The following is a 23,661-nucleotide window of genomic DNA, read 5'->3' on the forward strand; positions in this document are numbered from 1 at the left end:
CATGACGACGTTCACCGTGTGGAAGTTCGACGACGCCGACGGGGCCGAGCACGCCGAGCGTGTTCTCAAGGATGCGGTCCGGGACGGCCTCCTGACGATCGTCGACCACGCCGTGGTCACCTGGCCCGCCGACGCCGACAAGCCCTCGCTGGACCACAACCACGACAGCCCGAAGCGCGGTGCCGCGTGGGGCGCGCTGTGGGGCGTGCTCGGCGGCGCCCTGTTCGCGATCCCCGTGGTCGGCGCGGCGCTGGGCGCCGGACTCGGCGCCCTCGCCAAGGCCACCGAGGGAACCGGGATCACGAAGAGCGACCTCGAGCGCATCCGGACCGAGGTCACGCCGGGTACCTCGGCACTGTTCCTCGTCACCGAGGACGCCGACCTCGACAGGCTCGGCGAGAGGTTCCGCGGGCGCGACAGCCGGCTCATCTCCACCAACCTCACGCCCGCCGAGCGGTCGACCCTGCTGGAGACGTTCGGCGGTGAGTGAGTGGCTCTCGACCGCCCGCGACCCGCTGGGGCTGGTGCGCGGTGGGGAGGGTGCCATCACGGGCACGGTGGTGTGCGCGGCGGCGATCGCGGTCGGCGCCGACCACGCCGAGACCATCGGCCGACTCTGCTTGATCATCGGCGGGACGGTGGCGGTCTACTGGATCGCGCACCTGCACGCCGTGACGCTGGGCAGCGCGCTCACGCATCGGCACCACCCGATGAGGGCGTTGCAGCATGCCCTGATGGAGACGCTGCCCATCGCGGGCGCCTCCATCGTGCCGCTCGGCGTGCTGCTACTGGCCCACCTCGGGGGTGCCGAGCTGCGCACGGCGGCGTGGATCGCCCTCTGGGCGACGATCGCCCTGCTCACCACGTACAGCTACCTGGCCGGCAAGCGTGGCGGCCTCGACCTCAAGGGGAGCATCTTCAGCGCCCTGGCCGGGGCCGGCGTGGGACTTCTCGTGGTGCTGCTCAAGGTCGGTCTGCACTGAGGCGAGGAGGGGTCCGCCCACTCGGCGCAGGGTGGTGCGCGGCCACCCGCCGGGCTGCCACGCTCGCGCCACACCGGCGGGACGCATCGGGGAGGAGGTGAGGAGCGTGGCGAACGTGCCGGCCGGGGGGCCGGACCTGGACCTGCTCGAGTACGTCCTGGTCACGGCGCGCGACGCCGACGGCCTCGCCCCCGTCGTCGCGGCCGTGGTGGAGCTGGTGCGGGTCGGCTCGATCAGGCTGCTGGACGCCGTGGTGCTGGTGCGGGACGGCGGCACCACCCTGGTGACCTCCCACGCGCCGACCGACCCGGGACTGGTGGCGGCGCTCGAAGAGGCGTCGGAGGGCGGCGTGCTGCTGAGCGGCCACGACGTCGAGCTCGCCTCGGTGAGCCTGGGCCCCGACGAGATGGCTCTGCTCCTGCTCGTCGAGGACCGCTGGGCCGGGGTCTTGTCGGACGCCGCACGGGTGGGCGGAGCGCGGCTCACCGCGGGGGAGCGGATCGCCCCGGACCGCGCGCTCGCGTCCCTGACCCAGGCCGGCACGACCGACCTCATCGTGCGCGGCCCGGGGGCGGCGCCGCTGACCGACCAGGTCGCGCAGGTGCGCGAGCTCGCGCACCTGGTCGAGCGGGGGCTGCTCTCGCTCGACCGCTACGACGTTCAGCGGCGGCGGGTGCTGGGCACCTGACTCGCGCGGCGCAGGCTCGTCAGCGAGCGCGCGACCTCGGCGGCCTCGGCCCGGGAGGAGCAGTCCAGCTTCCGGTAGATCACCTTGAGATGGAACTTCAGGGTGTTGATCGAGATGAACAGCTCGTCGGCGATCTCGCGCAGCGTCAGCCGGCTGGGCAGGATGCGCAGCACCTCGAGCTCGCGCTCGGTGAGCTCCCCGACGGTGCCCAGCGGTGCGCTCGCGGGCGCGCTGGTGGGGCCGATCCGGCGCAGCCGGTCGAGCCAGGCCACCGGCGCGCGCCACGCCAGGTGCTCGATGCCCTCGATGACGGCCGGCCCCTCGTCGGCCACCGTCTGGACGAGCCCGTGCGCCGCAGCGACCTCGACCGCCTCGAGCAGGTGCTGCTCGGCGTGCTCCGCCGTGTCGCTGGACCGGAACCGAAGCAGTGCGGCGATCACCTCGTGCCGCGGGCAGCGCGGCTCGGCCCCCTTCACGGCGTCCCCGGCCAGCCCTGGCTCACCGGCCGCGAGGTGGATGCGCGCGGCCACGGCGCCCGTCCAGAACGGGTCGACCACCTGGGTCGCCCAGCCCCGCGCACCGTCCAGGTCGCCGGCCACCAGGCTGAGCGTCACGCCGGCGCGGCCGAGCCAGCCACGCGCGCCCGGCCCGGGCATCTCGGTGTCCACGAGCTCCGCCGCACGGCCGAACGCGCGTTCCGCCGCTTCGAGGCTCCCCTCGCCGAGCCGGGTATGCATGAGCTCGAGCAGGGCGAGCAGCTGGCAGTGCGGTCCCGGCTCCACCCGGCCCTCGGACACCTCGAGCAGGAGCGGCAGAGCGATGGACGTGTCGCCCAGCTCCCGGTGAGCGACCGCGGCCGCGGTGAGCGACTCGGTGCGCAGGATGTTCATGTGGGTGTGCTCGGAGGCGTGCCGCACGCCCGCGACCACGCGCAGCGCGTCGACCGGACGTCCGGCCAGGGCCTGGGCGAGGGCGAGCCCGCCTTCGAGCGCGAGGCGTCGCTCGGGGACCACGCCGAGGGCGCGGCCGACTGCGCGGGACTCCTTGCCCGAGTCGTCCCACCGTTCCGCGAGCGCGATGTCGCGGGCGACCTGGCTCCACGCGAACTGGCCCAGCGGGTCGAGCCACCAGGTGTCTCCCAGGCGGTGCAGCGCCGCGCGCGAGTGCGCCGACCCCGTGGCCCAGTCGCCGCGCAGCGTCGCCGCGAAGGACTCGAGCACCTCGAGCCGGGCGCGCACGGTGGGGTCAGCCAGGTCCTCGGGGTCGATCCGCTGCAGGCCGCCGACCAGGCTGACGAACCGTCGACGGTCCACCAGCAGGTGGCACATCGCGTACTCCATCATCGCGGTGACGTCGCCGGCGACGACCGCGTCGGGCAGCGAGCGCAGGATCCGCACGATGGTGCTCTCGTGACCGCTGTCGTAGAGCGTCGAGGACTGCGCGGCCAGGAGCCGCAGCGCGTCGCGCGGTCGGTCGGCGCGCAGGTAGTGCTCGAGCGCGGGCACCGTCTGCCCGTGCGCCTCGTGCCATCCCGCTGCCCAGCCGTGCAGCTGAGCCAGCCGCTCCGGGCTGCGCTCCGTGAGCACCCCCAGCAGCACCTCGCGCACCAGGGCGTGCATCTCGAACCCGGCGGGCTCCGTGCGGGAGACGAACAGTCCGCGCTCCTCCGCCAGGGCCAGCAGCTCGGCGGCGTCCTCCCGGCCCGAGAGCACCTGCGCCAGGCCGACGTCGATGCGCTTGACCACGGCGGTCGCCAGCAGCACGTCGACGACGTCCTCGCGCTCGCGCTCGAGCATCTCGTGCCACACGTAGTCCTCGAGGTGGGTCCGCCCGCCGTCGCGGCTGGGCAGGTAGCCGCGGCCCTGCGCCTGGGCGGACCGGGCCTCGATGGCCGCCAGCTGGATGCTCGCGGCCCAGCCTCCGGCGCGTGCGGCGACCTCGACGACGACGTCCGGCTCGAGGCTGGGGGTCAGACGAGCGAGCATGGCGGCGGCCTCATCGAACGAGAACCGCAGCTCGGGGAAGTGCACCTCGCCGAGCTGGCCGCGCGCGCGCAGCCGGTTGAGCGGCAGCATTGGCGTCCGCCGGCTCGCGATGACCACGTGCAGCCAGGCCGGCAGGTGCTGGACGAACACGGCCAGGGACGCCGCGATCCCCTCGGCCTCGCCCACGAGGTGGAGGTCGTCGATGACGAGCGCCCTCGCGTCGTAGTCCCGCGCCTCGAGGTCGTCCAGCAGCACACCGACCGCTTCGAGGAGGCCGCCCGGTCGCTGGAGCGGGTCGGCGACCGCCGCGGCCACTCCTGGGGCGATGCCGTCGAGCGCCGCTGCCACGCCGCGCCACAGCTGGGCGGGGTCGCAGTCCTCTTCGTCGAGCGAGAGCCAGGCGAGGGGTGTGGAGGTCTCGGTGGCCCAGCTGCGCAGCAGGGACGTCTTGCCGGAGCCCGCGGGTGCGACGACCACCGTCAGGGGCGCGACCGTCGACGCGTCGAGCAGCGCGTGCAGGCGAGGCCGGTGCAGCAGGTAGGCCGGGTTCGCCGCGGGCCGCAGCTTGGCCTGGACGACGGTCGAGCGCGCCGGGCGTGCTGCGGGGGCGCGCCGATCCGGCTCGTCGCGCGAGCGTCGCACGCGGGTGACGTCGATGGACAGCGGACCCGACCTCCCCCAATCCCGACATTCCGGCCACTGACACCCTGGCACGGACGAAGTCCCCTGACCAGGAATCTCGGGCGCACGTTCGACGGTTTCCCGGTGAACTCACCCGGCCCCGGCCGGAAATGTGCTCGACCGGTCGGCGCCGGGGTGAGCATGCTCGTCCGCGTGCGAGCAGACGCGGGCGGTGGCGGAGCGGCGACCTCGTCGTCGGGACGCGGGACGGCGGCGGGACCGGCCGGTGGTTGACGCGATCTTCGACGACCCTCGTCTGGCGGTCCTGTACGACACGTTCGAGGGCCCGCGCGACGACCTGGACGCGTACCTGGCCCTGATCGACGAGCTCGGTGCGGGGAGCGTTCTCGACGTCGGCTGCGGCACCGGGACCTTCGCGTGCCTGCTCGCCGCCCGCGGCCTCGACGTGATCGGGGTCGACCCCGCGGGCGCCTCCCTGGACGTCGCGCGCGCGAAGCCGGGCGCCGCTGCGGTGCGGTGGCTGCTCGGCGACGCCACCGCGCTCCCGCCGCTCCAGGTGGACGCGGCGATCATGACCGCCAACGTGGCCCAGGTGTTCGTCACGGACGAGGAGTGGCGCGCGACGCTGCAGGCGGTCCGTGCCGCACTGCGCCCGGGAGGTCACCTCGTGCTCGAGACCCGAGTGCCGGCGCGGCGGGCCTGGGAGCGCTGGACGCGTGAGCACACGCTCGAGCGCAAGGAGGTGCTCGGCGTGGGGGTCGTCGAGACCTGGTGCGATCTCCTGGACGTGGCGCCGCCGCTCGTGACGTTCCGGTGGACCAACGTGCTCCCGACGGGGGACGTCGTGACCTCCGACTCGACCCTGCGCTTCCGCGAGCGTGCGGAGGTCGACGCCGACCTCCGGGAAGCGGGCTTCGCGGTCGACTCCGTGCGCGACGCCCCGGACCGGCCGGGCGCCGAGCACGTGTTCGTGGCGCGACGGGTCTGAGCGGCCGGCGCCGCGGCCTCGCTACCGGCCGGCGCAGTCGGGCGCGAGGACGCGGACCGTGGAGGCAGGGTGCCGGGCGAGGGCCCCGGAGGGTCGGATCGGGCGAGGGGCGAAGTCACCGCCGCAGTTGGGACAGATCCCGCGCAGGGTCGTCTCGACGCACCGCCGGCAGAAGGTGCACTCGAAGGTGCAGATCATGGCGTCGGGCGCCGTCGGCGGCAGATCCTTGTCGCAGCACTCGCAGTTGGGTCGCAGCTCCAGCACGGTCACATGATTCGGCATCGACCGTGCGGGCGGCGCGCGAGTTCCTGCCCGGTGGCGACGAGATCCTGCCGTTCCTCTGCCGCACGGGGCCAGGGCGGGCCGGCGCTACACGCCGTACACGTGCGCGCGGTGCTCCGCGAACCGCCGCCGGCCCACGAGGTGCCACGCCAGCCGGGCCGGCGCGGGCAGGTTGGCACGGAGCCACCCCGCTCGCTCGTCGGCAGGGACCACCTCGAGGATCCAGCCGAGCTGCAGCAGGAGGCGATCGCGCGGGACGGCCGCCATGCCGTGCTCGTGCAGCGCCCCCCACTCCCGCTGGGTCATGACGGTGGCCGCGGTCGGCAGGATCGCCGTCTCCTCCTGACCCAGGTGCTCGAGCAGCGTGTCCCGGATGGCGTCGAGCGCCCCGGCCACCGACTCGCGCTCCGCCACGTCCGCCGCCGACTCCCACCGGGGGAGAGCCTCCAGCAGCGCCCCGAGCTGTGCCGCGGTGGCCGCGTGCTGCGCCCGCATGAGCCCGACGTGCAGCGCGCACGCCGGAGCGCGCTGCTCGAGCCGCTCCCACAGCAGCGTGTCCTCGCCCTGGTGGTGGTGGTGCAGAGCCTGGGAGACCTCGCGCACGTGAGCAGCGACGGCCCGTGCCCTTGCGACGTCGCCCCCCGCGACGCCGCGCACGAGCACCGGGGCGTCCGTGTACGCCCGCCGGAACAGGGCGTGGATCGTGAGCATGTCCGACGTGTCGCAGCCGAGCTGCTCGTCCAGGGCGGTCATCCGCTTCTCCTTCGTCACCAGTCAAATAAGAACGATGGTGACGACTATCCTGGGTGGCGTGCCAGCCGTCAAGAACCCCGACCCCCTGCTCGCCTGGGTGAGCACGGGCACCGAACCGGGCGTCGCGCCCGACGAGATCGAGCGCGTGCGCGCGCTGCTCAACACGGACGACCGGTTCCACAAGGTGGAGCGCCTCGCCGCGGACGCGCCCGACGAGCTGCGGCTCGTCCGCGACGCGCTGCGCTCCTACCTGCTCGGCGGCGACCTCGCCGAGCTGCGGCGGGTGGCGCAGCAACACCCCCTCGCCGTCGAGTTCGAGGCTGCAGGTGCACGCCTCGAGGCGGGCGACGACCTGGTGGGCGGCATCCTCGCCGAGGTCTACGAGGCGCAGCGCTCGGGCGCGTGGGCGCGGCTGAAGGCCTGCGCCAACCCGGACTGCCAGTGGATCTACTTCGACGCGTCGCGCAACCGGTCGGGTCGATGGTGCTCGATGGGGGAGTGCGGCGGCGTGATGAAGGCCCGGGCGTACCGCGAACGCTCGCGCCGGTCCTAGGTGCGCTCGACCGGGCGCAGGACGAAGACCCGCAGGTCCCGTCCGGAGCGCGCGGCGTAGTCGTCGTAGCCCGGCCAGACCTCGAGCAGGATGGGCATGAGCCGCGCGCGCTCGTCGGTGTCGGCCAGGTGCGCGGTCACCGGCGTGGCGACGCCCGCGAGCGTCACGGTGGCGGCCGGGTGCTCCAGGAGGTTGAGCGACCAGGCCGGATGGTGCTCCTGGCCCCAGTTGGACCCGATCACCACCCAGTCGGCGCCGACGGCGGCGTAGAGCAGGACGGCCTCGCGAGGCTGCCCGGAGCGGCGACCCGTGGTGGTGAGGATCAGCTGCGGGAGGGTGGGCCGGCCCAGCACGCTCCACCGGCCGCCCGTCCGCTTCTGCAGCCGGCGGTCGAATCCTGAGACGGCTCGGCCGAGGCGTGCGAACCATCGCGTGCGGCCCAGCCGGCGGGTGGTGGAGGCGAAGTCCATACGACGATTGTGCAGGCCAGCGAAGTGTGACGGGCGTCACGGCGTACCGTCGCCTAGCACATGTCGCTGGGCAGCGGCACCAGAATTGCCCGATCCGGAGCGCCGGTCGCCGATGCGCGGCGTGTTACGAGCACGTTTCCGCCTGACGACGTCTCAGCATGCGGGAACTACTGCCCAGTATCAATCAGGTAACGATCCGGCTGCGGTGTCATCGCCTGTCCGATTTGTCGGATCGGTGTTGACTAGCGTTACGCCAACTCACGGCGGACGAGTATGTCGTGCGTCACCCCGGGGCCCCCGGGAGGGTGCTCGACCGTCCACCCCTTCTCAGGAGGAACATTGAAGATCAGGCGACTCAGCGCGGGCGTCGCAGTCATTGCGGCCGGCGCCCTGGTGCTCACCGCGTGCTCCAACGAGCCCTCGGACAACGCTTCGGCCTCGCCCTCGGCGTCGTCGAGCGGTGCGGCCTCGACGACCGGTGGCACGGTGACGGTGTCGGAGACGAACGAGTTCTTCTCGTTCAACCCCTCGACCGCCAACGGCAACACGGACATCAACTCCAAGATCTCCCTCGCGACCAACTCGCACCTGTACTACATCGACGACCAGCTGAAGGTTCAGCACGACGACTCGTTCGCCAAGACCGAGAAGCTGAGCGACGACCCGCTGACCGTCAAGTACACGATCAACGAGGGCAAGAAGTGGAGCGATGGCGAGCCCATCGACGCCAACGACCTGGTGCTCGCGTGGGCCGTGTTCTCGGGCTACTACGACGACGCGAAGACCGACGACTCGGGTGAGGTCGTCTCCGGCGCCTCGTACTTCTCGTACGCCGGCTCGACGCTGGGCCTGGGCCTGACGGACTTCCCGGAGATCGGTGACGACGGCCGCAGCATCACGCTGAAGTACTCGAAGCCGTTCTCCGACTGGGAGGTCGCGCTCGACCTCGACCGGCCGGCCCACGTCGTCGCGAAGAACGCCGGCCTCGCCGACGCCGCCGCGCTGACCGACCTGCTGAAGAACACGCCTCGCGGCAACCCGGACAAGCCCGCCAAGAACGACGCCCTGAAGAAGGTCGCCGACTTCTACAACACGGGCTTCGACTCCAAGACGCTGCCGTCGGACCCGGAGCTCTACCTCTCCAGCGGCCCGTACATCGTCTCGGACGTCCAGGAGGGCCAGTCGGTCACCCTGGTCCCGAACAAGACGTACGACGGCGACCAGACGCCGAAGCTCGACTCCATCGTCATGCGCACGATCGCCGACCCGTCGGCCGCCATCACCGCGCTCAAGAACGGTGAGGTCGACGTCGTCTCGCCGCAGGCCAACGCCGACACCCTCGCCGCCCTCGAGGGCGTCCCGGGCGTCCAGGTCCACCAGGGCCTGCAGCTCGCGTTCGACCACATCGACCTGAACAGCACGGGCGTCTTCAAGGACAAGAACGTCCGTGAGGCGTTCCTCAAGACGATCCCGCGCCAGGCCATCCTCGACGCGATCATCACGCCGCTCGACCCCAAGGCCACGGTCCTGAACTCGGTGCTCTTCGTGCCTGCTCAGCCCGGCTACGCCAAGACGATCGAGACCAACGGCTTCAAGGACTTCGTGGAGCCCGACATCGCGGGTGCCAAGGAGCTCTTGGGCGGCAAGACCCCGACCGTGAAGCTGCTGTACAACATCAACAACCCGAACCGCGTCGACGCGTACACCCTGATCGCGAAGTCGGCGAAGGAGGCCGGCTTCAAGATCGTCGACGAGGGCGACGTGGACTGGGGCTCGCGCCTCGGCGACGGCTCGTACGACGCGTCGATCTTCGGCTGGATCAACTCGGGTGTCGGCGTCTCCGGCGTCCCGCAGATCTACGGCACGGGCCAGTCGTCGAACTTCAACAAGATGTCCGACAAGGCTGCCGACGCGCAGATGAGCGAGCTCATCCAGACGATCGACCCCGCCGCTCAGGAGGACCTGCAGGTCCAGATCGAGCAGAAGATCGGCGCGACGTTCACGACGCTGCCGTTCTTCCAGAGCGTGGGCGTCGACGCCGTCGCCGACCGCGTCAAGGGCATCGACACGTACAACCCCAACCAGAACGGTGTCTGGTGGAACACGTGGGAGTGGACGGTCGACGACGCCTCCTGATGAGGCGCTGTCACCGGTGCGCCGCATGATCGCGGCCACCTAGCCCGACGGTGCCGGGCCTCCCGAGCGGAGGCCCGGCACCTGTCGGTCCGGGGCAGGCAGCCGGGGTGCGTCCCCGCTGCGAGCCCTGTCGTAGACTCACTCGATTGCCACCCGGCCGCCGGCCGTGGTGCCCCCCACACACACCGAAGAACCGATGCTCACCTACATCACACGGCGAGTACTCGCGTCGCTGCTCATCCTGCTCGGCGCGTCGTTCATCGTCTACATGCTCGTCGCCTACTCGGGCGACCCCCTCGCCGAGATCAAGTCGAGCAACTCGCCGAGCAAGGAAGCGCGCATCGCGCAGCGCACCGAGGCGCTGCACCTCGACGTGCCCCCGGCTCTGCGGTACTTCATCTGGCTCGGCGGCGCCGTCAAGTGCGTCGTGCCGTTCGTCGGCCAGTGCGACCTCGGCGTGACCCTGCAGAACCAGCCGGTGACCGTGGCGCTCAGCACCGCGATCCCCACCACGCTGCAGCTGGTCACCACCGCCGCCGTCCTGGCGATCACGATCGGCATCTCGATCGGCATCGTGACGGCGCTGCGGCAGTACAGCACGCTCGACTACGGCGTCACGTTCGTGACCTTCCTTTTCTTCTCGCTGCCGATCTTCTGGGTCGCCGTGCTCCTCAAGGAGTTCGGGGCCATCAAGTTCAACACCTTCCTGTACGACCCGTACATCAAGAACTCCACGATCCTGCTGATCTCCCTCGTCATGGGGCTGCTCTGGGCCGTGCTGCTGTCGGGGTCGTGGAAGCGGCGCGGGATCACCTTCGTCTCGGCGTTCGCCGTGACCGCCGGCGTCCTGTACTTCCTGTCGGTGACCCGGTGGTTCTCCGAGCCGTCGCTCGGCATCGTCGTGATCCTGGTGACGGGCGTCGCGATCGCGTTCGGGTCCACCGTGCTGTTCGCGGGCCTGCGGAACCGTCGCGCGCTGTACTCCTCGCTGATCATGGTCGGGCTCGGCGGCGTCGCGTACTACGCGCTGCAGCCGCTGTGGGACCGCGCGACGCTGTGGCTGGTCATCGGCCTCGGCATCCTCGCGATCGTCGCCGGCTGGCTCGTCGGGCGCTTCATGGGCGGGTACGACCACCAGCAGTCGAGCCGCGCCGCGATGCTCACCAGCTTCGGCGTCTCGGGCCTGGTGCTGCTCGACCAGTTCATGAAGAACTGGAGCCGCTACGCGAGCGACCCGCACATCCGCCAGCGCCCGATCGCGACGATCGGCGCCGAGACTCCCGGGCTCAACGGCGACTTCTGGCTCACGGGCATCGACAAGTACACGCACCTGGTGCTCCCGACGATCGCGCTGATCCTCATCTCGCTCGCGTCGTACACCCGGTACTCGCGGGCCTCGATGCTCGAGGTGATGGGCCAGGACTACGTCCGCACCGGCCGCGCCAAGGGCCTGTCTGAGCGCGTCGTGGTGACCCGGCACGCGTTCCGCAACGCGCTGATCCCGCTCGCGACCATCGTCGCGATCGACATCGGCGCGCTCATCGGCGGCGCCGTCATCACCGAGTCCGTGTTCTCCTTCAAGGGCATGGGCGTGCTGTTCCTGAACGGTGTCCGCGACCACTCGCCGAACCCCGTGATGGGCGTCTTCCTCGTCACCGGCATCACCGCGGTGGTGTTCAACCTGATCGCCGACCTCGCGTACTCGGCGCTCGACCCCCGCGTAAGGGTGAAGGCATGACCACGATCCTCGAAAACACCGCAGACGTCCCCGGCGGCAAGCCGGTCCTCCCGGAGAAGCCCGAGGAGACCCGCGGGCTGAGCCAGGGCCAGATCGTCCGCAAGCGGTTCTTCGGCCACACGGGCGCCGTCGTCAGCATCTTCGTGCTGGCCGCCGTGCTCGTGCTCTCGATCTCCGCGATCGGGCTCGGCCCCATCCCGGGGTGGTGGAAGTACGGCTACACCGAGACGCCGGCGCTGATGAACGGCGGGCACCCGACGCTCCAGCTCTTCCCGTTCTCGCTGGGGGAGCACCCGTTCGGGCAGGACCGCGTGGGCCGTGACATGTTCGCCATGACCCTGCGCGGGGCTCAGATCTCGCTGTTCGTCATGATCGTCGTGGGCGCCATCGCGGCGCTCGTCGGCGTGCTGATCGGCGCGTCCGCGGGGTTCTTCCGCGGCAAGACCGAGGCGATCCTCATGCGGTTCACCGACATGGTCATCATCATCCCGGCGCTCATCGCCGCGGCGGTCGTGGCCCAGGCCGCGAAGGGGCCGGTGCTGCTGGCCATCTTCCTCGGCCTGGTCTCCTGGACGGGAATGGCCCGGCTGGTCCGCGGTGACTTCCTGTCGCTGCGCGAGCGGGAGTTCGTCGACGCGGCGCGCCTCGCGGGTGCGTCCAACAGCCGGATCATCTTCAAGCACATCCTGCCCAACGCGGTCGGTGTCATCACGGTCAACACGACGCTGCTCATGTCGGCGGCGATCCTGACCGAGACGGCCCTCAGCTACGTGGGTCTCGGCATCCAGGCGCCCGACACGTCGCTGGGCAAGCTCATCAGCGACAACCAGGCGGCTTTCTCCACGCGCCCGTGGCTGTTCTGGTGGCCGGGTCTGTTCATCGTGGTCATCTGCCTCACCATCAACTTCATCGGTGACGGTCTGCGCGACGCGTTCGACCCGCGGCAGAAGAAGCTCAACGTGCGGCGGGTCAAGGAGTCCCCGGACCGTCCCGACGCCCAGGGCGTGCCCGCGCTCGTCAACAACGCTCCCTCGGGACCGTCGTCGGCGCTCACCAGCGGCCTCTACCAGAACCTGGACCAGCCGGCTGACGGCGGCGAGGGCAACGAGGAGACCCACCGGTGAGCTGGCGCCCGGCGTCAGATCACGATCACGACCAGCGTGAACACGGCCGTGATGGCGAGCAGCACCAGCAGCGGGACGTTCCAGGTGCGCTCCACGTGCGTCTGCTCCGCGACCCCGAGCTCGAGCACCTCGTTCTCGACGAGGTCCTCCCAGCGGCGCCGGATCTGCGCGGCCACCTGACCGGAGGGCGCGCTGGGCAGGTCGCCGATGGGCACCGCGCCGCGGGTGTCGAACGACGTGCGTGGCAGGCCCGTGAGGTCACCGTTGGCACTGTTCACCACCTGGTGGCGGCCCGGGCCGGGAGCGGCCCACGCGCGGAAGCGGCCGACGGGCGTGACGAGCGTCAGCGCGTACTGCGTCTCGACATGGACCAGTGCGGCCCACGGCACGGCGATGGTGCGCAGCGGGTTGACCAGGCGCACACCCTCGTCCGTGACGTCCACGCGCGGGTGGAAGAACACGGCCCACGCCGCCAGTGCCAGGCCGACGGCGGCCGGCAGCGTGCGCGCGGCCGCCTCGGGTCCGCCCTGCACCCAGCGGGACGCCACCAGGCCGGCGATCAACGCCCAGGCCATTGCAGTCGACAGGAACCTGCTTCGCGGCCGGAAGGTCCAGCCGTCGCTCGCGATGCTCACCCCCGCATGATCTCAGGAGCCACACGATGACCCCCACCCTGCCCGACGACGCCCCCGTCCTCGAGGTCACCGACCTGTCGGTCGACTTCGCGGTCGACAAGGTCTGGGTTCCCGCGGCCATCGGGCTCACCTACTCGGTGGCAGCCGGCGAGGTGCTCGCGATCGTCGGTGAGTCGGGCTCCGGCAAGTCGGTCAGCTCCATGGCGATTCTCGACCTGCTGCCCAAGAACGCCCGCATCCGCGGCAGCATCAAGCTGGGCGGCCAGGAGCTGCGCGGCCTGGCGCCCGCCAAGATGCGCGAGATCCGCGGCAACGACATCGCGATGATCTTCCAGGAGCCGATGACGGCCCTGAACCCGGTGTACACGATCGGGAACCAGATCGTGGAGACGCTGCGGCTGCACAGCCAGATGTCCCCGGCCGAGGCGCGCGAGCGCGCGATCGAGCTGCTGACGCTCGTCGAGCTGCCCGACCCGGAGAAGGCGTTCAAGTCCTATCCGCACCAGCTCTCGGGCGGCCAGCGCCAGCGCGCCATGATCGCGCAGTCGCTCGCGCTCGACCCGCTGCTGCTCATCGCCGACGAGCCCACCACAGCCCTCGACGTGACCGTGCAGGCCGAGATCCTCGACCTCATGCGCAACCTGCGCGACCACCTGAACTCGGCGGTCATCCTCATCACGCACGACATGGGCGTCGTGGCGGACCTCTCGGACCGCATCGCCGTCATGCGCCGGGGCCTCATCGTCGAGACGGGCGACGCGCGCGACATCTTCGCCAACCCGCAGCACCCGTACACGCAGGAGCTGCTCGCGGCCGTGCCGCACCTGGGCTCCAACGACTCGGGCGACGAGATCGACCTCACGGCCGCGCTCGCGTCCGCGGCGCACGCCGAGGACGCGCTCACGGTCGTGGACGCTGCCGAGCTCGAGCGGCGCGAGGCGGCCAACGCGCGTGCCCTCGACGACGCCCGGCGCCGGTCGCGCGCCGCGGAGCACGAGCTCGCCGAGCCGATCCTCAAGCTCACGGACGTGGCGATCGAGTACCCGAAGCAGGGTCGGATGCCGGCCTTCCGCGCCGTGGAGGGCGCCAACCTGGTGATCCGGCCCGGCGAGGTCGTCGGCCTCGTCGGTGAGTCGGGCTCGGGCAAGACCACCATCGGTCGTGCGGCGGTCGGCCTCCTGCCCGTGGTCGAGGGCACGCTGACCGTCGGCGGCGTGGACATCAGCAAGCGCGACCGCAAGGTGCTCGCGACGCTGCGTCGCCGGGTCGGCATGGTCTTCCAGGACCCGTCGTCGTCGCTCAACCCGCGTCTGCCGATCGGCGAGAGCATCGGCGAGCCGATGCTGCTGGCCGGCGTGGCCAAGGGGAGCGCGCTGCAGAAGCGCATCGAGGAGCTGCTCGACCAGGTCGAGCTGCCTCGGGCCTACCGCAACCGGTACCCGCACGAGCTGTCCGGCGGGCAGAAGCAGCGTGTCGGCATCGCCCGTGCGCTGTCCCTCTCGCCCGAGCTGCTGGTCGCCGACGAGCCGACGTCCGCGCTGGACGTCTCAGTCCAGGCCCACGTGCTCGAGCTGCTGCAGGAGCTGCAGGCGCAGCTGAAGTTCGCGTGCCTGTTCGTCACGCACGACCTCGCCGTCGTCGACGTCCTGGCCGACCGCATCGTCGTGATGCGCCGCGGCCGGATCGTCGAGGAGGGCACGCGCGACGCGATCCTGCGCAACCCGCAGGACCCGTACACGCAGCGCCTCATCGCGGCCGTCCCGCTCCCGGACCCGGACAAGCAGCGCGAGCGTCGTGAGCTGCGCATGCTGCTCGCGGACCGGAGCTGATCCGACCCGCACCTCGTCGTCAGGCGTCGGCCGGCGTGAGCAATCGCTCATCCGGCCGACGTCCGCGACGTGCTGCCGACCGGTAGGATGGATCGGCGCCCCACGACGCGGCGCTCCCCAAACCTTCTGCTGAGATGAGTTCCGCCATGCCTACCGACGCGATCTCCGCGCCGACCAGCGTTCGCGCCGACGTGCGCAACGTCGCCATCGTCGCGCACGTCGACCACGGCAAGACGACCTTGGTCGACGCGATGCTGTGGCAGTCGGGCGTGTTCGGCGCTCACGCCCACGTCGACGACCGCGCGATGGACTCCGGTGACCTCGAGCGCGAGAAGGGCATCACGATCCTCGCCAAGAACACCGCGGTGCACTACTCGGGCCCCGCGGCGGCGGAGATCGGCCAGCCCGACGGCATCACGATCAACGTCATCGACACCCCGGGCCACGCCGACTTCGGTGGCGAGGTCGAGCGTGGGCTGTCGATGGTCGACGGCGTCGTGCTGCTCGTCGACGCGTCCGAGGGCCCCCTGCCCCAGACGCGCTTCGTGCTGCGCAAGGCGCTCATCGCCAAGCTCCCGGTGATCCTCGTGGTCAACAAGGTCGACCGCCCCGACGCCCGCATCGAGGAGGTCGTGCACGAGGCGACCGACCTGCTGCTGGGCCTCGCGTCCGACCTGCACGACGACGTCCCCGACCTGGACCTGGACGCGATCCTCGACGTCCCCGTGGTCTACGCGGCCGCGAAGGCCGGCCGCGCGTCGGTCAACCTGCCCGAGAACGGCGGCCTGCCGGACTCCGAGACGCTCGAGCCGCTGTTCAAGACGATCCTCGAGAAGATCCCGGCCCCCACGTACACCGAGGGCCACCCGCTGCAGGCGCACGTCACGAACCTCGACGCCTCGCCCTTCCTCGGTCGTCTCGCGCTGCTGCGCATCTTCAACGGCAACATCCGCAAGGGCCAGCAGGTCGCGTGGGCGCGCGCCGACGGCACGATGCAGAACGTCAAGATCACGGAGCTGCTGGAGACCAAGGGCCTCGAGCGCATCCCGACCGAGTCGGCGGGCCCCGGCGACATCGTGGCCGTTGCCGGCATCGAGAACATCACGATCGGTGAGACGCTCACCGACCCCGAGGACCCGCGTCCGCTGCCGCTCATCACGGTCGACGACCCGGCCATCTCGATGACCATCGGCATCAACACCTCGCCGCTGGCGGGCAAGGGCGGCAAGGGCCACAAGGTCACCGCGCGCCAGGTCAAGGACCGCCTCGACAAGGAGCTCATCGGCAACGTCTCGCTCCGCGTCCTGCCCACCGAGCGCCCCGACGCGTGGGAGGTGCAGGGCCGCGGCGAGCTGGCGCTGGCGATCCTCGTCGAGCAGATGCGCCGCGAGGGCTTCGAGCTCACCGTCGGCAAGCCGCAGGTGGTCACGCGCAAGGTCGACGGCAAGATCCACGAGCCCGTCGAGCGCATGACGATCGACGTCCCGGAGGAGTACCTGGGCGCGGTGACGCAGCTGCTCGCGCAGCGCAAGGGCCGCATGGAGACCATGTCCAACCACGGCACCGGCTGGGTCCGCATGGAGTTCCTGGTCCCCGCCCGTGGCCTCATCGGCTTCCGCACGCGGTTCCTCACGGACACGCGCGGCACCGGCATCGCGTCCTCGATCGCCGAGGGCTACGAGCCGTGGGCCGGCGCGATCGAGACGCGGATCAACGGCTCGCTCGTCGCCGACCGCGCCGGTGTGGTCACGCCGTTCGCCATGATCAACCTGCAGGAGCGCGGCTCGTTCTTCGTCGACCCCACGCAGGAGGTCTACGAGGGCCAGATCGTTGGCGAGAACGCGCGCAACGAGGACATGGACGTCAACATCACCAAGGAGAAGAAGCTCACGAACATGCGCGCTGCCAGCAGCGACACGTTCGAGAACCTCACCCCTCCGCGCAAGCTGACGCTCGAGGAGTCGCTGGAGTTCGCACGCGAGGACGAGTGCGTCGAGGTGACCCCGGAGATCGTGCGCATCCGCAAGGTGGTGCTCGACCAGACCGAGCGCGCCCGCATCACGGCGCGCAACAAGAAGTCCTGACCTTCCGCGCCATGCCCGTGCCGACGGAGCCGACGACCCCCGCGGGGGCCGTCGGCTCCGTCGTTCCCGGGCTGCTCGCGGTGCACGCCCACCCCGACGACGAGACGCTCGCGACCGGTGCGCTGCTGGCCACCTGGGCGGCGGCCGGCCTGCCCGTCACGGTCGTGACGGCGACCCGTGGGGAGCGCGGCGAGGTGATCGGGGCGGAGCTCGCGCACCTCGAGGGTGAAGGGCCCGCGCTGGCCGCGCACCGCCGCGGCGAGCTCGCGGCCGCGCTGGTCGCGCTGGGCGTCGACGACCACGTCTTCCTGGACGGCGACGGGGATGCGACCTACGAGGACTCCGGGATGGCCTGGGTGTCGTCGGGGGTCGCGGGCTCCGCGTCCTCGGTGCCGCCCCGTGCGTTCGTCGGCGTCCCGGTCGACGAGGCGGCCGGGCGGCTCGCCCGGGTGCTGGCCGACCGCCGCCCCGCGGTGGTCGTGACGTACGAGCCGGCCGGCGGGTACGGGCACCCCGACCACGTGCGCGTGCACGACGTCACGATGCGGGCGATCGGGCTGTCCGGCCTGGAGCCGGTGGTGCTCTGGGCCGCTGCCGGGGAGTCAGCGCTCCGCCGCGGCATGCGCGCGCTCGAGGCGGTGGACGGCCTCGCCCTGCCCGACCCGGACGGGCCGCTGGCGTCGGTCGCCGTGCCCGACGACGACGTGGACGTGACCGTCGACGTGACGCCCGTGCTGGACCGCGTGCTCGGGGCGATGCGGGCGCACGCCACCCAGATCCAGGCCGTCTCCCGGCTCGGCGCCGAGGCGGCCGTCGCGCAGTACGCGCTGAGCAACGCGGTGCTGGCGCCCGTGCTGCCGAGCGAGGGATACCGCGTCGTCGCCGGCTCGCTCGTCGACTGGCCCGCGGGCGTGCGCACCCGCGCCTGAGCGCACGGGCGCGGCGGGTAGCCTGACGCGCGTGCAGCACCTGTCTCCCGCGATCGTCGCCAAGTCCGTGGCCGCCCTCGCGCTCGGCCTGGGGGTCGGCGCGTTCGGCACCGTGATGCATCGCAGCGTGCCGCCGTGGGGAGCCGTGCTCGCCCTGGTGCTGGTGCTCAGCACCGGGATCATGGCGCGCGCGTGGGGCGGCCTGCTCGCGCTCGTCGGGCTGGCGCTGGGCGTGCTGGTGTCGGTGCAGGTGCTGTCCCAGACCGGCCCGGGCGGCGACGTCCTGGTCCCGTCGGGCGACGGCGTGCGCGCCCCCTGGCTCGGGTACCTGTGGGCGTACGGCTCGATCGTCCTGCTGGTGGTCGCGGCCGTGGTGCCGCGCCGCTGGTTCGCCGAGGCGCCGCGGGAGGGCGTGGACCACGACGCGGGCGCCGCGTGACCGGGCTCGTCGATCCCGACGTCTTTCGCTCGGCCGTGGGCCGGCTGCCCGCCGGTGTCGCCGTGGTGGCGCTGACGTGGCGGGGGACGCAGCACGCCATGACCGCCTCCGCGGTCGCCTCGGTGTCGCTGGACCCGCCGCTGCTGCTGTTCTGCGTGCACGCCGATGCGCGGGTGCGGGACGCGCTCGACGACGTGAACACGTGGGCCGTGAGCATCCTGTCCGACCAGCAGGGGCCGACGGCGGACTGGTTGTCGTCCCCGGGCCGCCCGGCCTTCGGCCAGCTCGACCGTGTGCCGCACCACGCGGCCCCGGTGTCGGGCGGCGCCTGGCTGGACGGCGCCTCCGCCTGGTTCGACTGCCGCACCGAGGCGATCCATGCCGCGGGCGACCACGACATCGTCGTCGGCGCGGTGCTGGCCGCCCGGCAGGGTCCCGCCGATGCCGGCGGGCTCGTCCACCTGCGGGGGCGGGTTCACCCGGTGCGCGGCTGAGCCCCTCCGCGCCACGCCCCGCGACCGGCGGGGTCGCTCAGGCGCGCCACGTAGAATCGCGCGGGCGCAGGTGGCGCAGGCAATCGTGGGGGAGTAGATGAGCGACGGAACCGACCGCGACGGCGTCGAGCCGACGGACGACACCGCCACGCCGGACGTGCCCGAGGTCGACGACGACTCCTCGGCCGACGACATCTGGCCGGTGTGGGGCGGCGGCGGCGTGCTCGGTGTCTCCACGGTGCGGCCGGCCGACGACGGGCGAGCGCCTGGCGCGTCTGATGCGGTCGCGTCCCCTGAGGCAGACGTCGACGGGGCCACCGAGGCGGAGTCGGTTGCGCCCGCAGGGGTGGGCCCCGACGATGGCGAGTCCGACGAGGCCGCGGACGACGAGGCCGTGGTCGACGAGGCCGCCGCGGTCGTCGCCGAGTCGGAGGCCGACTCGGGCGAGCCCGCCGCGCACGAACCGGCTGCGGCCGAGCACGCCCCCGACGGGCCGGCCGAGGACCCGTCGGCCTCCGACCCGTCCGACGCGGATGAGTCGCCGGCCGAGGGGCCCGCCGATGGGGCGGAGGCTGTGGTCGGCACACCCGTTGACGCGGACGAGCCTGTTGCCGACGAGACTGAGGTGGACGAGTCCGCTACCGACAAGGTCGAGGCGGACAAGCCTGTCTCCGACGAGCCCGTCGAGCCCGTGGCCGCCACCGCCGCGACCGCCGTCCTGGCCCCGGCCTCCGATCCCGTGCCGGCCGAGCGCGCGCCCCAGACGACGGCAGCGCAGCAGCCCGACGCCGAGACGGAGCTCTTGGCTCCGGTCGTCGCCGCCTCGGTTCCCGTCCGGACCTCGACGCGCCCGCCGGCAGCGGCAGCCACGCCGCAGCCGCCCGCCTCGTCCGCGGACTCGACGACCGGCTCGACGATTACCGACTCGATGGCCACCGACTCGACAACCACGCCCTCGACGGCGCCCGCTGCGACCCCGTCCGCGGACGGCACCACGGCCGGTGCCGCGGCACGGGCAGCCGCCGTGGGCGGGGCGGCAGCAGCTGCCGCGTCGGCATCCGCACCCGCGCCCGACCCGATCGCGAGCCCCGCGCCCGCCGCGAGCGCCGCACCCGCCGCGGGCCCCGCACCCGCCGCGGGCCCCGACGCGCCCGGTCCGATGCGCGTCACGGCGGGCCCCGTGACGCCGTCGGCGCGCAAGGAGTCGCCGCTGGACGTCTTCGAGCCGGAGACCCGCACGCGCCGGTGGCCGAAGCGGCTCGCGATCGTCGCCGGCATCGTCCTGCTGCTGGTGGGCGGGTACGCCGCTGCGTCGTACGCCCTGGGCGACGACGTGCCGCGCGGAGCCACGGTGGCGGGCGTGGACATCGGGGGGCTGTCCGCGGACGACGCCGTCGCCCGGCTGGACGACGAGCTGCACGACGCGACCACGGCGCCCATCGACGTCGTCGCCAACGACGTCACGTCCAGCGTCGACCCGCAGGAGGCCGGTCTGTCCTTCGACGCGAAGGCGACGGTCGACGAGCTGACGGGGGTCGACCTGCTCGACCCGATGCGCCTGTGGCAGCACGCGGTGGGCGTCGGCGAGGCCGAGCCCGTCACGGCGGTCGACGAGAAGGCTCTCGGCCAGGCGGTCGAGGGTCTTGAGGGCGATCTGTCGAAGGCGCCCGTCGACGGCTCGATCGTGTTCGTGGACGGTTCCGCGGAGGCCACCGACGCCAAGGACGGCTGGCAGCTCGACGCCGAGGGCGCGCAGCAGGCGATCGAGGACGGGTGGCTCACCGGCGCCCGCCCGCTGGACCTGCCCACCGAGGCCGTCGAGCCCGACATCACGCAGGAGGAGACCGACGCCGCACTCGCCGTCGCGAGCCAGGCCGTCTCGGGCCCCGTCTCGGTCACGATCGGCGACCAGCTCGCCGTGCTGACGCCCGAGGACGTCGCCGCCGCCGCGTCGATGGTGCCGGTGGACGGCGACCTGGTGCTCCAGGCCGACGGCAAGAAGCTGAGCCGCGAGGTGCTCGACCAGCTCCCGAAGCTGCTCACCAAGGCAGCCGACGCGTCGTTCAAGTTCAAGAACGACAAGCCGGTGCTCGTGCCGGGCAAGCCCGGCACGACGATCGACCCCGACGCCCTGGCGAAGGCCGTGGGGGCGGCCGCGGTCGCCGAGCAGCGCAACGCCGACGTAGCGCTCGTGGAGACGGATCCCAAGGAGTCGACGGACGAGCTGAAGAAGCTCGGCATCAAGGAGATCGTCTCGGAGTTCTCCACGCCCATGCCGTTCGAGCCGCGACGCACGCAGAACATCGCGACCGGCCTGGCGCACATCACGGGCACGCTCATCCGGCCCGGCGAGACGTTCAGCCTCACGGACGCACTCGGGCCGGTGGACGCCAAGCACGGCTTCATCGACGCGGGCGCGATCGTGAGCGGCGAGCACGTGGACGCCATCGGCGGCGGCCTGTCGCAGGTGTCGACGACCACGTACAACGCGGCCTTCTTCGCGGGCATGGAGGACGTCACGCACACGCCCCACAGCGAGTGGTTCTCCCGGTACCCGGAGGGTCGGGAGTCCACGATCTTCACGGGTGTCATCGACATGAAGTGGAAGAACAACACGCCGTACGGCGCGCTCGTGCAGGGCTGGGTCGCGGACGGCCGCACGTACGTGCGGATCTGGGGCACCAAGTACTGGACCGTCAAGACGACGACGAGCCCTCGCTCGGGCGTCGTCGCGCCGACGACCGTCTACTCTCAGTCGCCGACCTGCGAGCCCTCGCTCGCGGGCAACCCCGGCTTCTCGGTGACCGTCACCCGCAAGACGTACCTCGACGACGTGCTCAAGCACACCGAGTCGAACTCGTGGCGGTACAAGCCGCAGAACAAGGTGGTGTGCGGTGAGCCGCCCAGCTCGAAGGACGACGGGAAGTAGCGGCCGCCGTCAGGGCCGGTCGCGGCGGGGCGGAGCGGGCGGCACCTGCTTCGCCAGCACGATGTCGGCCGCGGGCACCCGCACGTCGTCCTGTCGGGTGCGGACCACCACCCCGGACGCGTCGACCGCCAGCAGCTCACCCAGCACGTCGGTGAGCGGCGGCTCGCCAGGTGCAGGATCGTCGTCCCGGACACGGCGCACCACCACTCGGCCCCCCACGGGGAGGTCGCGCCACGTGGCGGGAGTCACGCGAGGCCCAGGCGTGGACAGCGCATGGCGCGGGCGTTCATGTGCGGAATACTAGGGACACCCCGGCTAGTGGAGGATCGACTGTGACGTATGTGATCGCCGAACCTTGTGTGGACGTCAAGGACAAGGCGTGCATCGAGGAATGTCCCGTGGACTGCATCTACGAGGGCAAGCGGTCGCTGTACATCCACCCGGACGAGTGCGTCGACTGCGGCGCCTGCGAGCCGGTGTGCCCGGTCGAGGCCATCTACTACGAGGACGACGTCCCCGAGCAGTGGAGCCAGTACTACAAGGCGAACGTCGAGTTCTTCGACGACCTGGGCTCCCCGGGTGGCGCCGCGAAGATGGGCGAGATCGACAAGGACCACCCCATCATCGCGACCCTGCCGCTGCGCGTGCACGAAGACTGACGCGCGGCCCGTGGGTCTGCTGACCGGCGCGCTGCCGGACTTCCCGTGGGACACCCTGGCGCCGTACGCGCAGCGCGCGCGCGAGCACGCCGGCGGCATCGTCGACCTGTCGGTCGGCACGCCCGTCGACCCCACGCCGCCGTTGCTGCGCGACGCCCTCGCGGCCGCCTCGGACGCGCACGGCTACCCGACCACCCACGGCACGCCGGAGCTGCGAGAGGCGGTGGTGCGCTGGTTCGCCAGGCGGCGAGGAGTGCGCGGTCTCGACGCGAGCGCGGTGCTTCCGACGGTCGGCTCCAAGGAGCTGGTCGCGTTCCTCCCGGCGCTGCTGGGCCTGGGGCACGGCGACGTGGTCCTGCACCCGCGCGCCGCGTATCCCACCTACGACGTCGGCGCGCGGCTCGCGGGCGCGACGCCTGAGTCGACCGACGACCCCGCCGGCAGGCTCGCGCAGGGCGGGGTGCGGCTGGTGTGGCTCAACTCGCCCGGCAACCCCGACGGGTCGGTCCTGTCGACCGAGCAGCTGCGCGAGGTCGTCGAGGCCGCGCGCGCCGCGCAGGCGCGCGACGGCGTCCCGGTCGTCGTCGCGTCGGACGAGTGCTACGCGGAGCTGGCCTGGGCCGAGCCGTGGGCGTCCACCGGCGTGCCGAGCATCCTCGACCCTCGGGTGACCGGAGGCGACCACACGGGGCTGCTCAGCGTCTACTCGCTGTCCAAGCAGTCGAACCTCGCGGGCTACCGCGCGGCGTTCGTCGCGGGTGATCCCGCACTCGTGGCGCGGCTGCTCGAGGTGCGCAAGCACGCGGGCATGATCGTCCCGGCGCCCGTGCAGGCGGCGATGGCGGTCGCGCTCGAGGACGACGCGCACGTCGCCGAGCAGCGCGAGCGGTACCGGCGCCGGCGGACGGTGCTGCGCGCCGCGCTCGAGGGTGCGGGGTACACGGTCGACGCCTCGGCGGCCGGGCTGTACCTGTGGACGCGACCGGCGTACGGCGACCAGGACTCGTGGGCGACGGTGGGCGACCTCGCCACGCTCGGCATCCTCACGGCCCCGGGGGCGTTCTACGGCGACCGCACGCACGTGCGCATCGCGCTCACGGCGACGGACGAGCGGATCGACGAGGCCGCCGCACGGCTCTCCGGCGCCTGATGTGACACGGATCACGTCGGGATGGGCCCGTGCGAGATTGGGCAACCGGGCGTAGGCGCAGGTAGCGTCAGGCCTCTGCCGACGACGCCCAGAGCGCAGCCGGCACGTGCGGCCCGATCGGTCGTGGCGCAGCGATTCGAAACCCGGCGAGGCGCACCCCACCCCGCCCGG

At 72.1% G+C, this 23,661-nt stretch carries 22 protein-coding genes; 16 read left to right on the forward strand and 6 right to left on the reverse strand.

Features of this window, described 5'->3' with window-relative positions; translation table 11 throughout:
- The first annotated feature begins 1 nt into the window (after window position 1).
- From QRT05_RS05530 to QRT05_RS05540, 3 genes are all read left to right on the forward strand, one after another.
- Window positions 2-490, forward strand: coding sequence for a DUF1269 domain-containing protein (locus QRT05_RS05530; RefSeq protein ID WP_289445945.1), 489 nt, complete (start codon window positions 2-4; stop codon window positions 488-490).
- On the forward strand, window positions 483-983 hold the full coding sequence (locus QRT05_RS05535) for a hypothetical protein (protein ID WP_289445946.1): 501 nt from the start codon (window positions 483-485) through the stop codon (window positions 981-983). The genes QRT05_RS05530 and QRT05_RS05535 overlap by 8 nt, the downstream gene beginning before the upstream one ends.
- Window positions 984-1,089: 106 nt before the next feature.
- Window positions 1,090-1,671 (forward strand): hypothetical protein, encoded by a 582-nt coding sequence (locus QRT05_RS05540; RefSeq protein ID WP_289445947.1) that lies wholly within the window; start codon window positions 1,090-1,092, stop codon window positions 1,669-1,671.
- Here QRT05_RS05540 and QRT05_RS05545 read toward each other — a convergent pair.
- Window positions 1,644-4,298 carry a LuxR C-terminal-related transcriptional regulator gene (locus QRT05_RS05545; protein WP_289445948.1) on the reverse strand — a complete coding sequence of 885 codons (2,655 nt, stop codon included), beginning with the start codon at window positions 4,296-4,298 and terminating at the stop codon, window positions 1,644-1,646. The two genes, QRT05_RS05540 and QRT05_RS05545, sit on opposite strands and share 28 nt — an antisense overlap.
- 265 nt (window positions 4,299-4,563) lie before the next feature.
- Here QRT05_RS05545 and QRT05_RS05550 point away from each other — a divergent pair, with 265 nt between their 5' ends.
- Entirely contained in the window at window positions 4,564-5,286 is a 723-nt protein-coding gene (locus QRT05_RS05550) for a class I SAM-dependent methyltransferase (RefSeq protein ID WP_289445949.1), read from the forward strand.
- Window positions 5,287-5,307: 21 nt separating this feature from the next.
- Here QRT05_RS05550 and QRT05_RS05555 read toward each other — a convergent pair whose 3' ends face one another.
- Both QRT05_RS05555 and QRT05_RS05560 read right to left on the reverse strand, forming a co-directional pair.
- On the reverse strand, window positions 5,308-5,568 hold the full coding sequence (locus QRT05_RS05555; protein ID WP_289445950.1) for a DUF1272 domain-containing protein: 261 nt from the start codon (window positions 5,566-5,568) through the stop codon (window positions 5,308-5,310).
- Window positions 5,569-5,655: 87 nt separating this feature from the next.
- Window positions 5,656-6,321, reverse strand: coding sequence for a hemerythrin domain-containing protein (locus QRT05_RS05560; RefSeq protein ID WP_289445951.1), 666 nt, complete (start codon window positions 6,319-6,321; stop codon window positions 5,656-5,658).
- 58 nt (window positions 6,322-6,379) lie between these two features.
- Here QRT05_RS05560 and QRT05_RS05565 point away from each other — a divergent pair, with 58 nt between their 5' ends.
- Window positions 6,380-6,874, forward strand: coding sequence for a CGNR zinc finger domain-containing protein (locus QRT05_RS05565; protein ID WP_289445952.1), 495 nt, complete (start codon window positions 6,380-6,382; stop codon window positions 6,872-6,874).
- On the opposite strand, the gene QRT05_RS05570 is transcribed toward QRT05_RS05565, so the two are convergent.
- On the reverse strand, window positions 6,871-7,344 hold the full coding sequence (locus QRT05_RS05570; RefSeq protein WP_289445953.1) for a nitroreductase/quinone reductase family protein: 474 nt from the start codon (window positions 7,342-7,344) through the stop codon (window positions 6,871-6,873). The two genes, QRT05_RS05565 and QRT05_RS05570, sit on opposite strands and share 4 nt — an antisense overlap.
- 339 nt (window positions 7,345-7,683) lie before the next feature.
- Between QRT05_RS05570 and QRT05_RS05575 the strand changes: the two genes are divergently transcribed.
- The 3 genes from QRT05_RS05575 to QRT05_RS05585 all read left to right on the forward strand — a co-directional run bounded on the left by QRT05_RS05575 (window position 7,684) and on the right by QRT05_RS05585 (window position 12,342).
- Entirely contained in the window at window positions 7,684-9,480 is a 1,797-nt protein-coding gene (locus QRT05_RS05575) for an ABC transporter family substrate-binding protein (RefSeq protein ID WP_289445954.1), read from the forward strand.
- Between the two features lie 196 nt (window positions 9,481-9,676).
- The gene (locus tag QRT05_RS05580; RefSeq protein WP_289445955.1) at window positions 9,677-11,218 is read left to right on the forward strand and encodes an ABC transporter permease; all 1,542 of its coding nucleotides are present in this window, start codon (window positions 9,677-9,679) and stop codon (window positions 11,216-11,218) included.
- On the forward strand, window positions 11,215-12,342 hold the full coding sequence (locus QRT05_RS05585) for an ABC transporter permease (RefSeq protein WP_289445956.1): 1,128 nt from the start codon (window positions 11,215-11,217) through the stop codon (window positions 12,340-12,342). The genes QRT05_RS05580 and QRT05_RS05585 overlap by 4 nt, the downstream gene beginning before the upstream one ends.
- Window positions 12,343-12,356: 14 nt before the next feature.
- On the opposite strand, the gene QRT05_RS05590 is transcribed toward QRT05_RS05585, so the two are convergent.
- Window positions 12,357-12,977: a PH domain-containing protein gene (locus QRT05_RS05590; protein WP_289445957.1), complete on the reverse strand. Its 621-nt coding sequence runs from the start codon at window positions 12,975-12,977 to the stop codon at window positions 12,357-12,359.
- Window positions 12,978-13,003: 26 nt separating this feature from the next.
- On the opposite strand from QRT05_RS05590, the gene QRT05_RS05595 reads away from it, so the two are divergent.
- The 6 genes from QRT05_RS05595 (at window position 13,004) to QRT05_RS05620 (ending at window position 21,681) form a co-directional block, all read left to right on the forward strand.
- Window positions 13,004-14,806 (forward strand): ABC transporter ATP-binding protein, encoded by a 1,803-nt coding sequence (locus QRT05_RS05595; protein ID WP_289445958.1) that lies wholly within the window; start codon window positions 13,004-13,006, stop codon window positions 14,804-14,806.
- 146 nt (window positions 14,807-14,952) lie between these two features.
- Window positions 14,953-16,890 (forward strand): translational GTPase TypA, encoded by a 1,938-nt coding sequence (gene typA, locus QRT05_RS05600; RefSeq protein WP_289445959.1) that lies wholly within the window; start codon window positions 14,953-14,955, stop codon window positions 16,888-16,890.
- Between the two features lie 11 nt (window positions 16,891-16,901).
- A complete protein-coding gene (locus QRT05_RS05605) occupies window positions 16,902-17,819 on the forward strand; it encodes a PIG-L family deacetylase (protein WP_289445960.1) in 918 nt (305 codons plus the stop codon).
- Between the two features lie 31 nt (window positions 17,820-17,850).
- Window positions 17,851-18,258: a hypothetical protein gene (locus QRT05_RS05610; protein ID WP_289445961.1), complete on the forward strand. Its 408-nt coding sequence runs from the start codon at window positions 17,851-17,853 to the stop codon at window positions 18,256-18,258.
- Window positions 18,255-18,752, forward strand: coding sequence for a flavin reductase family protein (locus QRT05_RS05615; protein WP_289445962.1), 498 nt, complete (start codon window positions 18,255-18,257; stop codon window positions 18,750-18,752). The genes QRT05_RS05610 and QRT05_RS05615 overlap by 4 nt, the downstream gene beginning before the upstream one ends.
- A gap of 97 nt (window positions 18,753-18,849) precedes the next feature.
- The gene (locus QRT05_RS05620) at window positions 18,850-21,681 is read left to right on the forward strand and encodes a VanW family protein (RefSeq protein WP_289445963.1); all 2,832 of its coding nucleotides are present in this window, start codon (window positions 18,850-18,852) and stop codon (window positions 21,679-21,681) included.
- 9 nt (window positions 21,682-21,690) lie between these two features.
- Here the strand turns inward: QRT05_RS05620 and QRT05_RS05625 are convergent, their stop codons facing one another.
- Window positions 21,691-21,930 carry a putative acetyltransferase gene (locus QRT05_RS05625; RefSeq protein ID WP_456064481.1) on the reverse strand — a complete coding sequence of 80 codons (240 nt, stop codon included), beginning with the start codon at window positions 21,928-21,930 and terminating at the stop codon, window positions 21,691-21,693.
- Between the two features lie 83 nt (window positions 21,931-22,013).
- Between QRT05_RS05625 and fdxA the strand changes: the two genes are divergently transcribed.
- Together fdxA and dapC are read left to right on the forward strand one after the other, a co-directional pair.
- On the forward strand, window positions 22,014-22,340 hold the full coding sequence (gene fdxA, locus QRT05_RS05630; protein WP_289445965.1) for a ferredoxin: 327 nt from the start codon (window positions 22,014-22,016) through the stop codon (window positions 22,338-22,340).
- Between the two features lie 10 nt (window positions 22,341-22,350).
- Window positions 22,351-23,490 carry a succinyldiaminopimelate transaminase gene (dapC, locus tag QRT05_RS05635; RefSeq protein WP_289445966.1) on the forward strand — a complete coding sequence of 380 codons (1,140 nt, stop codon included), beginning with the start codon at window positions 22,351-22,353 and terminating at the stop codon, window positions 23,488-23,490.
- Window positions 23,491-23,661 lie beyond the last annotated feature (171 nt).

This window comes from Cellulomonas edaphi (assembly GCF_030362815.1).
Classification (GTDB): domain Bacteria; phylum Actinomycetota; class Actinomycetes; order Actinomycetales; family Cellulomonadaceae; genus Cellulomonas; species Cellulomonas edaphi.